This window comes from Nostoc sp. UHCC 0302, assembly GCF_038096175.1.
In the GTDB taxonomy this organism is placed as follows: Bacteria; Cyanobacteriota; Cyanobacteriia; order Cyanobacteriales; family Nostocaceae; genus UHCC-0302.
Genome location: NZ_CP151099.1, coordinates 1,188,134 through 1,200,573, shown reverse-complemented (window position 1 = coordinate 1,200,573; position 12,440 = coordinate 1,188,134). Strand labels below are relative to the sequence as shown.

General features: G+C 42.0%; 11 protein-coding genes. 8 read left to right on the top strand and 3 right to left on the bottom strand.

Annotation, left to right across the window (positions count from 1 at the left end; genetic code table 11):
• Positions 1-101: 101 nt before the first annotated feature.
• From WKK05_RS05000 to WKK05_RS04985, 4 genes are all read left to right on the top strand, one after another.
• Complete coding sequence (locus tag WKK05_RS05000) at positions 102-353, top strand: hypothetical protein (RefSeq protein WP_341528675.1); 252 nt, start codon at positions 102-104, stop codon at positions 351-353.
• A gap of 101 nt (positions 354-454) precedes the next feature.
• The gene (locus tag WKK05_RS04995; protein WP_341528674.1) at positions 455-1,234 is read left to right on the top strand and encodes a DUF928 domain-containing protein; all 780 of its coding nucleotides are present in this window, start codon (positions 455-457) and stop codon (positions 1,232-1,234) included.
• A 15-nt stretch (positions 1,235-1,249) separates the two neighbouring features.
• Entirely contained in the window at positions 1,250-3,442 is a 2,193-nt protein-coding gene (locus tag WKK05_RS04990; protein WP_341528673.1) for an adenylate/guanylate cyclase domain-containing protein, read from the top strand.
• 231 nt (positions 3,443-3,673) lie between these two features.
• Entirely contained in the window at positions 3,674-3,973 is a 300-nt protein-coding gene (locus WKK05_RS04985; protein ID WP_341528672.1) for a hypothetical protein, read from the top strand.
• A gap of 252 nt (positions 3,974-4,225) precedes the next feature.
• On the opposite strand, the gene aroA is transcribed toward WKK05_RS04985, so the two are convergent.
• Together aroA and WKK05_RS04975 are read right to left on the bottom strand one after the other, a co-directional pair.
• Complete coding sequence (gene aroA / locus WKK05_RS04980) at positions 4,226-5,509, bottom strand: 3-phosphoshikimate 1-carboxyvinyltransferase (protein ID WP_341528671.1); 1,284 nt, start codon at positions 5,507-5,509, stop codon at positions 4,226-4,228.
• A 502-nt stretch (positions 5,510-6,011) separates the two neighbouring features.
• Positions 6,012-6,974 carry a 50S ribosomal protein L11 methyltransferase gene (locus WKK05_RS04975; RefSeq protein ID WP_341528670.1) on the bottom strand — a complete coding sequence of 321 codons (963 nt, stop codon included), beginning with the start codon at positions 6,972-6,974 and terminating at the stop codon, positions 6,012-6,014.
• A 117-nt stretch (positions 6,975-7,091) separates the two neighbouring features.
• Between WKK05_RS04975 and WKK05_RS04970 the strand changes: the two genes are divergently transcribed.
• The gene (locus WKK05_RS04970; protein WP_341528669.1) at positions 7,092-7,658 is read left to right on the top strand and encodes an antibiotic biosynthesis monooxygenase; all 567 of its coding nucleotides are present in this window, start codon (positions 7,092-7,094) and stop codon (positions 7,656-7,658) included.
• A gap of 62 nt (positions 7,659-7,720) precedes the next feature.
• On the opposite strand, the gene WKK05_RS04965 is transcribed toward WKK05_RS04970, so the two are convergent.
• Positions 7,721-7,963 carry a hypothetical protein gene (locus tag WKK05_RS04965; protein WP_341528668.1) on the bottom strand — a complete coding sequence of 81 codons (243 nt, stop codon included), beginning with the start codon at positions 7,961-7,963 and terminating at the stop codon, positions 7,721-7,723.
• Positions 7,964-8,262: 299 nt separating this feature from the next.
• Between WKK05_RS04965 and WKK05_RS04960 the strand changes: the two genes are divergently transcribed.
• The 3 genes from WKK05_RS04960 (at position 8,263) to WKK05_RS04950 (ending at position 12,381) form a co-directional block, all read left to right on the top strand.
• A complete protein-coding gene (locus tag WKK05_RS04960; protein ID WP_341528667.1) occupies positions 8,263-9,168 on the top strand; it encodes an AraC family transcriptional regulator in 906 nt (301 codons plus the stop codon).
• A 93-nt stretch (positions 9,169-9,261) separates the two neighbouring features.
• Positions 9,262-9,693 carry a GFA family protein gene (locus WKK05_RS04955; RefSeq protein ID WP_341528666.1) on the top strand — a complete coding sequence of 144 codons (432 nt, stop codon included), beginning with the start codon at positions 9,262-9,264 and terminating at the stop codon, positions 9,691-9,693.
• 249 nt (positions 9,694-9,942) lie between these two features.
• The gene (locus tag WKK05_RS04950; protein WP_341528665.1) at positions 9,943-12,381 is read left to right on the top strand and encodes a glycoside hydrolase family 31 protein; all 2,439 of its coding nucleotides are present in this window, start codon (positions 9,943-9,945) and stop codon (positions 12,379-12,381) included.
• The last annotated feature ends 59 nt before the right edge of the window (positions 12,382-12,440 follow it).

Sequence of the window (12,440 nt, the reverse complement as noted above, 5' to 3'; positions counted from 1 at the left end):
GCAAGAGAAAAACTGCGCCAATTACATCCTTGTCTACTGTGAGTAAAAGGAGCTATTGGCTTTGCCATTTTCCTTTGAGCGATCGCCCAATTTGAAAATGGGTGTACAAATATAAAGGTATAAGAGATATTGCTGTTTTATACATGACGGTAAAAGCTTATGCCAATGCATCGCTTGGTTATGCCAAAACATCGTTTGGTTATGCCAAAACATCGTTTGGTTATGCCAAAACATCGTTTGGTTATGCCAAAACATCGTTTGGTTATGCCAAAACATTGCTTGGTTATGCCAAAACATCATTTGGTTATGCCAAAACATCGTTTGGTTATGCCAATGCATCAGTTTGTGGTTGAGTGCAAAATCTAGTCTTGCTTTTGGGAACACTTGATTTAGACAGTTAAAATCTTGACTGCCTATCATTGCCAGGCTAGAACCAATACACTCCCAGATCCAAATGAAATTGCTTCAGCCATCTTTATATCTTGCAACCTTATCCTTGAGTTTAGCTCTTGTTCCGCTGAGTGCTGTTACAGCACAGGTAGACAGTCACTCATCTCAGACGATCAAAACTTGGCAAATTAGTCAAACATTTAAGCCACCAAAGCGGGGAAATCCTCCTGCAAGTGCTGGTGGTTCAACTCGCGGTTCTTCTTGCTTACCAAGGAACAAAGCTATAACCCCTTTAATACCTGCAAATAAATTAGGGCTGACATTTGCTCAATATCCAACATTTTTCTGGTACGTACCTAGAATTACAGTCAAAACAGCCAAATTTCTAATTCTGACAAATAAAGATCAGGCAGTATTTTATGAAACATCTTTGACGCTGCCGAATAAACCTGGAATTATTAGCTTGACACTTCCTAAAAATACACCTCCGCTTGCAGTAGGTAAAACATATCACTGGTATCTAACAATTGTTTGCGATGCTGAAGACTCCAGCGAAAATCCTAGTGTAGATGGCTGGGTAGAACGCACTCAACCAGAATTATCTTTATCCCAAGCACTAAAAAAGGCAGATTTGCAGAAGTTACCCACTATCTATGCAGAAGCTGGAATCTGGCATGAAGCGCTAACTTCTCTGGTGCAGCTACGCCGTACAGAGCCAAATAATATAAAAGTCAGACTTGATTGGAGACAATTTTTTAAATCAGTTGGTTTGAGTGCGATCGCCTCAGAGCCATTGCTCGATTGCTGCACATTTGAGAATTCATCACTACAAAAGATGCGATGAATCGCGTCTCTATTTATGAAACCGCAAATCTGGAAATGGCGGGGTATTATATTTGCAGTTCCTAATATTACAGTTTTAGTAATTGCATTACGCTTGAGTGGACTGCTGCAATTATTGGAATTGGCAGCGCTAGATCAATTTTTTCTTTTCCGTCCACCAGAACCAATTGATAGCCGCATTGTCATTGTTGAGATTAATGAGGCAGATATCCGCAAGCAAGGACAGTGGCCTATGTCTGATAAGTCACTCGCTAGCTTATTAAAGAAAATCAAACAGCAGCAACCAAAGGCGATCGGTTTAGATATCTATCGTGATTTACCCATAAATCCCGGTCATCAAGACCTAGTTAAGGTGTTTGAATCTACTCCTAATTTAATTGGAGTGCAAAAATTTTCTGATACTATTGATAGTTCTGCGGTTGATGCACCTCCAGCTTTAAAACAACGTCATCAAGTTGGGGCAAATGACATACCTTTAGATGGGGATGGCAAAATTCGCCGCGGATTGCTATACGTAAATTTAAAGAATGACGAAGTTATCGAAAGCTTTGGCTTAAAACTGGCATTACTATACTTGAAACCTCAAGGTATTATTGAACAGCCAGCAAAAAATAACTCAAATTACTTGCAGTTAGGTCGCGGTGTTTTCCCTACTTTTGAAGCTAATGATGGGGGTTACGTCCGAGCCGATGCTGGTAGCTATCAAGTACTGTTAAACTACCGAGGCAGAATACAGCAGTTTAGCAAAGTTTCTCTAACAACTGTGCAAGAAGGTCGTATCCCAGCAGATTTTATGCGAGGTAAGGTAGTACTAATTGGTGCAACCGCTGAGAGTTTGAAGGATCTGTTTTTTACGCCTTATAGCAGTAATGTATTTTCTGAGCCAGAACGGATGGCGGGTGTAACAATTCATGCCAATTTAATTAGTCAAATTTTGAGCGCAGCTTTAGATGGTCGTCCACCAATTAAAACTTTACCTGAGTCACTAGAATGGCTATTGATTTTGGGCTGGTCAATCATTGGTGCTACCTTGTGTTGGCAACAACGCCATAGCAGCAACCAGAAGACTTTAATGGTTGTCAGTCTGGCGGGTGGCGGTTTACTTAGTGGCAGTTTTCTAGCGTTTCTTGGCGGTTGGTGGATTCCCGTTGTACCTTCACTACTGGCATTTGCAGGATCAGCGATCGCACTCACTCAGTATATTGCCCAGAGTGCTGCCGAAATGCGAAAAACCTTCGGTCGCTATCTCACTGATGAAGTAGTCGCCAATATCCTAGAAACTCCTTCTGGGTTAAAGCTAGGAGGAGAACGCAGAAAAGTCACAATTCTTGTGTCTGATTTAAGAGGGTTTTCTGCTATTTCTGAACAGTTACCACCTGAGCAAGTAGTGAAAATTCTCAATCTTTATTTGAGTGCCATGACAGATGAAATTAATCGCTATAAAGGCACGATTAATGAGTTTATGGGTGATGGTATACTAGTAATGTTTGGTGCGCCTATAAGCCGCGAAGATGATTCTCAAAGAGCGATCGCTTGTGCTGTGGCGATGCAATTAGCAATGCAGCAGGTGAATGAACAAAATCAGCAAATGAATCTACCAATCCTAGAAATGGGAATTGGAATCAATACAGGCGAAGTTGTTGCGGGAAACGTTGGTTCTCAAAAACGCGCTCAATACACAGTTATCGGTAGTCATGTAAATCTGGCTTCTCGAATTGAGTCCTATACTGTAGGAGGACAGATTTTGATTTCCGAAAATACCTGTAAAGATGCCAATATTGATATCAAGATTACTGGACAACAACAAATAGAACCCAAGGGAATGAAAGACCCTGTGACAATTTATGAAATTCGTGGCATTGGCGGTAAATATAACTTGTTCTTGCCTGAAGATAATGATTTGATGATTAGCTTGAATCAAGTAATACCTGTAGAGTACACCGTTTTACAAGGAAAACACGCTGTTGGAACAGTATATCAAGGGGAATTGATTAGCCTCTTAGAGAAAGGAGCGCAACTGCGAGTGTTAGATTCCTTAGAACTTTTGAGTAATCTTAAACTCAAGTTATTGATACCGGAACTGACAATAGAAGATGCATACTTCTATGCCAAGGTGATGAAACAATCGCAAGTTGACGAGCATGATTTTCTGATTCGTTTTACAGCGATTTCTCCAAAAGCGATCGCAGTTCTCAAAGCACTTCGCTAATCTGGATATTACACCGAATCTCTATGCAATAGGTCTATTAATTTATCTTCGTGAACTAATTGATACTTTCTAAATATTCACCTGATCCTCGCCTGCAAACGGTTATAGTTTAAATTTACTAATTTTCTTATATATCTATATACCAACATTCTATCTGTATTTACACTGTTGCATCTGCTATATATCCTTGCGTATTATGTAACACCATACCTTTTTATTATCTTAGCCACTGTGAAATCTATTCTACAGACCTATTTAGAACAAGACATCTGGATACTAATACGAGATAAGTGGTATTTCGCTACAGTTATTGGAGTTTGGGATGATTTGTTATGGTTTAAACACAGAACTTACAACAAAGAAACAGAGGAAGATACTCTATGGGAAATGGTTACAAAAATCAATGAAGTAATTGCTATTGATAAAGTTAAGTCTGTTGTTAGTAGAAAACCAGACGTATTTATTTCCCGATTGCTAGAGGCTGATAAAGGTACAAATAGTCTTCATCCAGACCATGACCATGACAATTAATTAACGTGAGTTCGACAAACCTCTCCCTGCCTTGAACTAAAGTTCAAGTCTGTCCCTCTCCGATTCGGAGAGGGACGGTTTTGCGTAGTAAAACCAGGGAGAGGTTTCTTTATTAAGCTAATTAGGTGCTTACTACATGAGCTATCGAACTCACTTTAATTAGCTAAATAGTCAAAATTCAGGAGTTAGGGTAGACACGCTAACTCCTGTAGAGACGCGATTCATCGCGTCTCTACTCCTAACTCCCGCAAATTACTGTTCTAACATTTTAAAGAATCGGGTAAAGTAATCAGGAAAAGTCTTTGCTGTGCAACCTGGGTCTTTAATCACAATCCCTGGAACTTTTAAACCAGTGACAGCAAACGCCATCGCCATTCGATGATCATGATAGGTTTCAATCGCAGCTGGAGTAATCGGACTAGGCTCAATCTTCAGTCCATCTGCAAATTCCTCAACCTTGACTCCTAAGCGACGCAACTCGGTAACAACGGCGTGAATGCGTTCGGTTTCTTTATATCGAATATGTTCTACATTACGAATAGTAATTGGTGAATTGGCAAAAGGTGCGATCGCTCCTAATGTTTGCACTAAATCTGATATATCATTCATATCAATATCAATACCTTGCAATTGCTTCGGGCCGATGACTTCGGTATAAGTGTCAGAATCATTAATCTGACAACCCATCTGTTCTAAAACATTTAGCCAAAGAATATCACCTTGACAGGATTGTTTGGTCAAATGGTTAACCCGAACCCGTCCACCTGTGACAGCCGCGGCTGCAAAAAAATAAGAGGCATTTGACGCATCGGGTTCTATTGTGTAATTTCGACCTTGATATAACTGACCCGATTTAATCTGAAATTGATTCTCTTTAGTTTCAATCACCTCCACGCCAAAATCTGCCATTAAGCTACAGGTCATTTTGACGTAAGATTGGGAAACTAGCGTACCCTCAACCTCAACAAGTGTGTCTTGTTGAGCATAAGGAGCAATCATCAGCAATGCCGAAAGTTGCTGACTCGTTTGGTTCGCCTTCAAGCGAAAATTTCCACCGGAGAATTGCTGACTGTAGACGGTGTAAGGCATAAAGCCTGGGTTCCCATCAAAGTTAACAGTCGCTCCGCCTGCTTGCAGTACATTGAGCAAATCGCCCATTGGTCGTTCCCGCATTCGGGGAACACCATCTAAACGATATTCGCCGCCATTCCCCAACGCTACCAGTGCGGAGATAAACCGTGCTGTAGTCCCTGATAAACCCACAAATAAATCTGCCTGCTTAGCTGGAATATCACCACCCTTTCCCGCTACCTGGATTTGAGCCTGATTAGGATTGAGTGTAATGGGAATGCCTAATTGCTCTATACATTTGGCAAAATACTCGCTATCTTCACTAAATAAAGCATTTTCTAAAATCGAGTCGCCTTGTGCTAAGGCAGCAACTAACAATGCTCGATTCGTAATACTTTTAGAACCGGGAATTTCCACCGTGGCATCCACTGGGCGATTCACAGTAGGGATTGCAATGGTATCCACGTTAAACCTCTACACTAGTGACCACCTACAGTTTACATAAAAATAATTCATAATTCGTAACGATGCTCCGCCTTGCTACGCTAACGTAATTCGTAATTAAATCCTGTTTTACATGAGGATTTAGACCCCGACTGAAACAAAATCACATACATACAGCAGAATTCAGAATTCAGGTGGTCGCACCTCGGCTACGCTCGGTGGTCGCCGAGCGTAGCCGAGGTGAGTCAGAAGGAAAACAAGCTTTCTACCTAACTTTACTTCGACTACTTCGGCTGCGCCCTTCGGCTACGCTCAGGACAGGCTCAGTACAAGTACGCTCAGTAACCATGAGACCTATATCGTGTACTTCATCAACTTGAAATCTGCTGTATATACCCCAGATTCCGCAGGTTAGTTAGTAAATGATATTTGGTTGTAGTTTGATTTTGTTGGGTACTGCGATCGCCAATGATTTATTTATAATAGTGCGTGGCAACTCGAAGAATTGATCAAAGCGAGTTAATTACTTACGATGAGCAAGGGCAACCCACTCGTTCAATCGTTCACAATCGACAAACTCAAATCCTGCCTCTGTTAAAGCCCTGTTAACATCTTCCTCATGATCAGTGGTAAAACCAGATGTAATCAGTAGTCCTGATTGTGGGTTAGTTTGACGCAGCGCCTTTTGGTAGTCATTAGCGAGGGCAGTATGCATCCGTGCCAGGATATTGGCGACTACGACGTCAAATTTCTCTATAGCTTCAATTTTTGGCACATTGTTGATGCTATCTCCACCCATCCAATGCCCTAATTCGCTGCCACATCCCAAACTGCCTTCCATGACTGTTACTTGCTGCTCTACTTTGTTAAGATGTACAGCGTCTTGAGCTGCTTGCACAGCAATGCTGTCATTGTCTAGTGCTAAAACAGTTGCACCTAATTTTGCGATCGCCACACTCAGAATACCTGAACCTGCTCCTAAGTCGAGAACATTCATCTTAGGGACAATATGCCGCTCAATTAGTTGTAGGCTGAGAATGGTTGCTGGGTGGAGACCACTACCAAAAGAGAGACTAGTCTTGAGTCTCAAAATTATTTCATCTGCTGCTTGAGACTGATAAAGTACATCAGGAGCTAGCACAACGAAACGTTTTCCTATTCGATGAGCAACAGGGTTAAGTACATCTGCGTTTGTGAGTTTCTCTTCAACCACAGTTGTTTGAATTTCTGTTGTTAGTCCTGTACGGTACAAGGGTGATAGTAGATTAACGATTTTTTCTACACGCAGCCGCGAATGCACATCGTAGGCTAGATACAAGCGAATCGTAAAACTCCAGGGGGGATGTGCTATGTCCTCAGCATCTAAGTTCTGTGCAGCATATTTTGTAATATGAATATCATCAATATTAATAGTTTCAGCAACCAGCGTCCGAACCCAATCAACCGCCTCGTGTGTTGTGTCAAGGCTCAATTCTATCCACGGCATATTTTCTTCCTTTGGTGCTGTCTAATTCACTTCTGGCTTTGCGCGTACACCTGTTAGAATGGCGCATTTATCCTAAATGGTAGTATTTTTATGCCTTAAGCTTTAACAACTAAATTAATGAATAATCCTGAAGTTAACTCTGAGCATCATGTCACGGCTGTGATTACCCATTTAATTAAACCAGGTAGGGAAGAGGGATATGAAGAATGGATGAAAGGAATTATCCCAGTCGCCAAAACATTTAAAGGACATTTAGGAGTCAACATCTTGCGACCGCAGAAGGGACTGCATCCAGAGTATATTATAATTCTGCATTTTGACCATCACCAGCATTTACAAGCTTGGTTAGATTCAGATGTGCGTCGCGAGTGGATTGAACGAGTTAAACCCTTGATTCAAGCATCGGAAGATGTACAAATTCTTACAGGTTTAGAAACTTGGTTTAGACTGCCAAGGCGATCGTCACAATCGCCACCGAAACGTTACAAAATGGTGTTACTCACTTGGTTAGCTGTATTCGTGACATTATCAACGGTGAGATATATTTTAGCTCCCTTACTTGCGCCTCTTCCTTGGTTACTCGCGCAATTGATTACTGTTGGCATCGTCGTGTGTTTACTCACTTACATTGTCATGCCTCAGTTGACTCGGTTGTTCTACAAATGGTTGTACCCAAACTCCTAAACAACGTTATGCCGATTCAATGGGGAACAAGGAAAGGGTGAGGGGAAAAGGTTCTTCCTGGATTACTGAATTAGTGTTCTAGCCGATGCATTGGCATAATGAGGCGATGCATTGGCATAACGGGTGATGCATTGGCATAACGAGGTGATGTATTGGCATAACGGGTGATGCATTGGCATAACGAGGTGATGTATTGGCATAATGAGGCGATGCGTTGGCATAACGAGGTGACGCATTGGCATAACGAGGTGACGCATTGGCATAACGAGGCGATGTATTGGCATAACGAAGCGATGCATTGGCATAACGAGGCGATGTATTAACAATGCAGCCGGAATGAAAAAATTTCACAGCCATGCATAAACCAAAAATATCCCCTGTACTCTTCCACCTCTTCAGCGCCTACACTAATTTTCTAGCCGAAATACATAAAATCAGATAAATTATGTATTGTTCCCAAAAATGGCAATTACAATAGGTTTCATTTATTTAGACCAGATTTTTGCATCTTTGTAACGGTATGCGCTAAAAAAAATTCATTTACCTGAAAATAGCTGTAAGTCTGGTGCATCTGCTTAGATTTTTCATAAGGTAAGTAAGAGTCATGTCAAAGACAGACCACCATCAATCCTGTGCTGTAGAAACAGCAATATTAAAAAGCTTTAATCGTCAATCTTTACTCTGCAATGACAATTCGGGTTGGAATGGTATCCGCTTCCAGTTCACTCATAGTAGAAGCGCCAGTGCATTACCAGAAGAGATTATCTTTCCAGAGAATGCGATTCATATTTATACAGAGATGCCGTCTGAGTATGCTGTGGAAGCGCGAATTAATGGACGATTGCAAAAAAGCTCTCTTGTCACAGGCCATAGCCTGATTATTCCACGTGGTACAGCTTATTGGCAATCAGATACCCAGAAAAGCAAAGGCATTACCTTGGGTTTTAACTCCGATTTTCTTGCCCGCACTCTCTCGGCGGAATCGATTGACATAGGTTGTCTAGAACTGCATCCTCAATTTCCAACGTTTGACCCGCTGATTTATCAAATTGGACTGGCGCTGAAAGCTGAACTAGAACAAAATCGGCATTCTAGCCGCTTATATGCAGAATCTGCCGCCACGTTTCTCGTTAACCATCTTTTCCATCGTTACGCTCTTCGTAAACAAAAGCAGCAAATCACAAACAGTGGTTTGCCTAACTACAAATTACAACAAGTTATTGATTACATCCACGCCAATCTTGACTGTAATATTGGCTTGACTGAATTGGCTGATATGGCTCAGATGAGTCTTTCGCATTTCTCTCGATTATTCAAACAATCGACAGGATATTCACCCCATCAATTTGTGATTAAATGCCGGGTTGATCGCGCTAAAGAACTCCTCGTTAAAAGTGACTTATCAATTGCGGATATCACTTATAAAGTTGGCTTTGCCAATCAGGGACATTTAACCAGTCATTTTAAACGCCTGCTGGGAGTCACGCCGAAAGTGGTTCGAGAAAAATAGCAGAAACCTGTAAAAAAAGCAAAAACTTGTAAGACTAAATAAGGTGCGATCGCTACTTTATAAGTTAGAACGCTTCCAAGGATAGATATTTTTATGGCTACAAAATTTACAGGTGGTTGTCTGTGCGGTTCTGTTCGCTACGAGTGTTCAGCCGAACCCTTGGCGATGGGGAATTGCCACTGTCGCGATTGTCAACGGGCCACAGGAAGTGCTTATGCATCCGGGCTTCTCGTGCCGCAGAAGGCAGTCACCATTACCGGAGATGTCAAATACTATGATGTGATTGGCGATAGCGGTAGCACTGTTGGTCGAGGCTTTTGTCCAAACTGCGGTTCCCGATTATTTAGCAAGCCCCCGATTCCTGAACTGATGGGCATTTTAGCAGGGACTCTCGATGATCCCACCTGGTTCAAACCTGCAATGGACTTTTACACAGCTAGCGCCCAGCCGTGGGATTACATGAACCCAGATTTACCCAAATTCGCCAAGATGCCATTGCCGCAGCAAAATAGCAAATCAGAATAAGTTGAAAATCAAATCTATAGACTTATAACCAATTGATTAGTTACTCACAAAAAATCCTGCCCAGGATCAATTCACTTTTTGCCTCAAATTAGCAAATTATTGAAGAGTTAAACTTTTCTTGAAAGTAGACGCCAATAAAGTGGCTTGCCTTTTGCTGTCAAGCATGATCAAAGGATAGGGCAGGATGAAACAGCAAATTTTATCGAGACCCTTTAGTCTACATCTAAATTTGCGTACTGGAGCATAATCATGATAGATAGATTTAAGCAAATCCAATTAAAATTTAAGTATTTAGTTGGTTCATTATTCTATTTGAGCTATGCTCCAAAAGCATTTTTGTACACTCGTAAGCGAGACATCATAGAACGTCAGTTTACACTTGCACCCACTGAAGAAGGTTTTGAAAAACCAGGAAAATTACTTCGTGCTGAACCGAAATCTACAGGTGCTAACTTTTACTTTGAACTTGCAGAATTAGAAGTTTCTTTTCTTGCTGAAGATTTAGTTCGAATTGACTGGAAACCCGGAATCCCGCCAATCCCCTACGGAATTGTTCGCCACGAATGGCAGGAAGTAGAAACTCAATTGGCACAAACTGGTAGTAACTACTCTGTATCAAGTCGTGAGTTAAAAGTAATTATTGAAGTAGATGGTAGCCTGAAATTTTTAGATAATTCTGGGCAAATCCTGCGGGAAGAATTACCACCACAAAGCAAAGGTGAGGGATGGATTCATCAAGCACAACTCAGACCAGAAGAACACATCTACGGACTAGGAGAACGGGCTTCTTCTCTCAACTTACGCGCAGCCAAAGATGAGCAGCAACAAAGTAAAATTTATCGGATGTGGAACTATGACGCTGCTGGCAAATATACTCCTGGTGCTGATCCCATGTATCTCTGCATTCCTGTATATTTGGGGTTTCACTCATCTGGTAGTTATTTAATTTTCTATGAAAATTCTTTTGATGCCAATTTTACTTTTGCTGAAACTGCCACAGCTAACTTTACAGGAGGAGCGCTACGTTACTATTTTATTACTGGCTCACCCGCGCAACTCCTAGAACGCTACACTGAGTTAACTGGACGCGCTCCCTTGCCTCCACGTTGGGCATTAGGTTACCACCAATCTAAATGGGGATATCGTACCGAACAAGCAGTTAGAGAAGAAGCTAAAGCTTTTCAATTTCATAATATACCTTTGAGCGCGATTCATTTAGATATCGATTGTCAAGTTGGCAACAGAGCATTTACAATCGACCCAGAACGCTTTCCCCAATTAGCAAGTTTTACACAAGAACTTGCAGAGTTGGGAGTGCAATTTATCGCAATTCTTAACCCTGGAATTAAGTACAGCCGTGATAGCAACTTATTTCTTGAAGGACAGATATTAGATGGATTTTGCAAACTCCCTAATGGAGAACTAGTAGTTGCACCTGTATGGCCTGGTTGGTGTGTATTCCCTGATTTTACCAATCCCAAGGTTCGCAGATGGTGGAGTCGGCAGTATGCATACTTGCTAGATGTGGGTGTAGCAGGATTTTGGCACGATATGAATGAGCCAGCTGCTTTTATTATTTCAGGCGATCGCTCTTTACCCAAAGTCACCCAACACTTCATGGAAGGCAGAGGCGGGGATCATCGCGAAGCACACAATGTTTACGGTTTACTACAAGCTGAAGCAGGCTACGAAAGTTTGCGTCAATATCGCTCCGAACAGCGTCCTTTCATTGTTTCTCGTGCAGGTTGGGCAGGACTTCAGCGCTATGCTTGGACTTGGACTGGCGACGTTGAATGTAGTTGGCGGGCGTTGCGCCAAACTATATCAACCATAGTAGGGTTAGGGCTTTCCGGCATTCCCTATAGCGGCCCAGACATCGGTGGTTTCCAAGGAAATCCTGGTGGCGAACTTTACCTGCGCTGGTTCCAGATGTCAACCTTTCTCACTTTTTGCCGCACCCACTCTTCCAATAACGTAGAACACCGCACACCGTGGACTTATGGCGAACCTTATCTGAGTATCATTCGTTCATTTCTACAATTACGTTATCGGCTGCTTCCCTACTTTTATACTCTGTCTTGGGAAGCTACACAAAAAGGTTATCCTCCTGTGCGTCCCGTGTTTTGGTCTGCCAGTGATAACGCTGCACTTTGGGATGTCGAAGATGCTTTCTTGTTAGGTGATGCGTTGCTGGTTTGCCCAATTGTTGAAGCAGGGGCAGACTCACGCTCAGTCATTTTACCCCCAGGATGTTGGTATAATTTCTGGGATGATACTGTGATTGAGAATCAGCAACAAGTACATCTGCAAGCACCACTAGACAGGATTCCCTTGTTAGTGAAAGCGGGGAGCATCTTACCAATGGCAGAAGGCAAACAACTAACTCTGCATATATATCCACCTGTACAGGATACCAGTGTGAGTCAGCTGTACAGTGATGCGGGTGATGGTTATGGTGCATCCCGATTGGATCAATTCCAGATCACACAATCGGCAAACGGTTTAGAAATCACTTGGCAGGAACAGGGTGATTATCCTTTTCCTTACACAAGTGTGCAACTACATCTGCATGGCATGAAGCTACAGCAAGCTTGGGTAGACGATGCAGAAGTCTCTTTTGAGGGACAAAAATTGCAGTGCGATCGCTTTGGCAAAGTTCGCCTAGAAGCATTATCAGTAACTGTTTGAAGTGATTGTAATCACACTTTTTTTGTTCATCCGCTTGACTAAGCATAAGAGTATACGTT

What these genes read in the sequence shown, in the direction of transcription:
- WKK05_RS04995 (WP_341528674.1), top strand. Translation starts at nt 455, where the DNA reads ATGAAATTGCTTCAGCCATCTTTATATCTTGCAACCTTATCCTTGAGT.
- WKK05_RS04990 (WP_341528673.1), top strand. Translation starts at nt 1,250, where the DNA reads ATGAAACCGCAAATCTGGAAATGGCGGGGTATTATATTTGCAGTTCCT.
- WKK05_RS04975 (WP_341528670.1), bottom strand. Translation starts at nt 6,974, where the DNA reads ATGCCGTGGATAGAATTGAGCCTTGACACAACACACGAGGCGGTTGAT.
- WKK05_RS04970 (WP_341528669.1), top strand. Translation starts at nt 7,092, where the DNA reads ATGAATAATCCTGAAGTTAACTCTGAGCATCATGTCACGGCTGTGATT.
- WKK05_RS04965 (WP_341528668.1), bottom strand. Translation starts at nt 7,963, where the DNA reads ATGCCAATGCATCGCTTCGTTATGCCAATACATCGCCTCGTTATGCCA.
- WKK05_RS04960 (WP_341528667.1), top strand. Translation starts at nt 8,263, where the DNA reads ATGTCAAAGACAGACCACCATCAATCCTGTGCTGTAGAAACAGCAATA.
- WKK05_RS04955 (WP_341528666.1), top strand. Translation starts at nt 9,262, where the DNA reads ATGGCTACAAAATTTACAGGTGGTTGTCTGTGCGGTTCTGTTCGCTAC.
- WKK05_RS04950 (WP_341528665.1), top strand. Translation starts at nt 9,943, where the DNA reads ATGATAGATAGATTTAAGCAAATCCAATTAAAATTTAAGTATTTAGTT.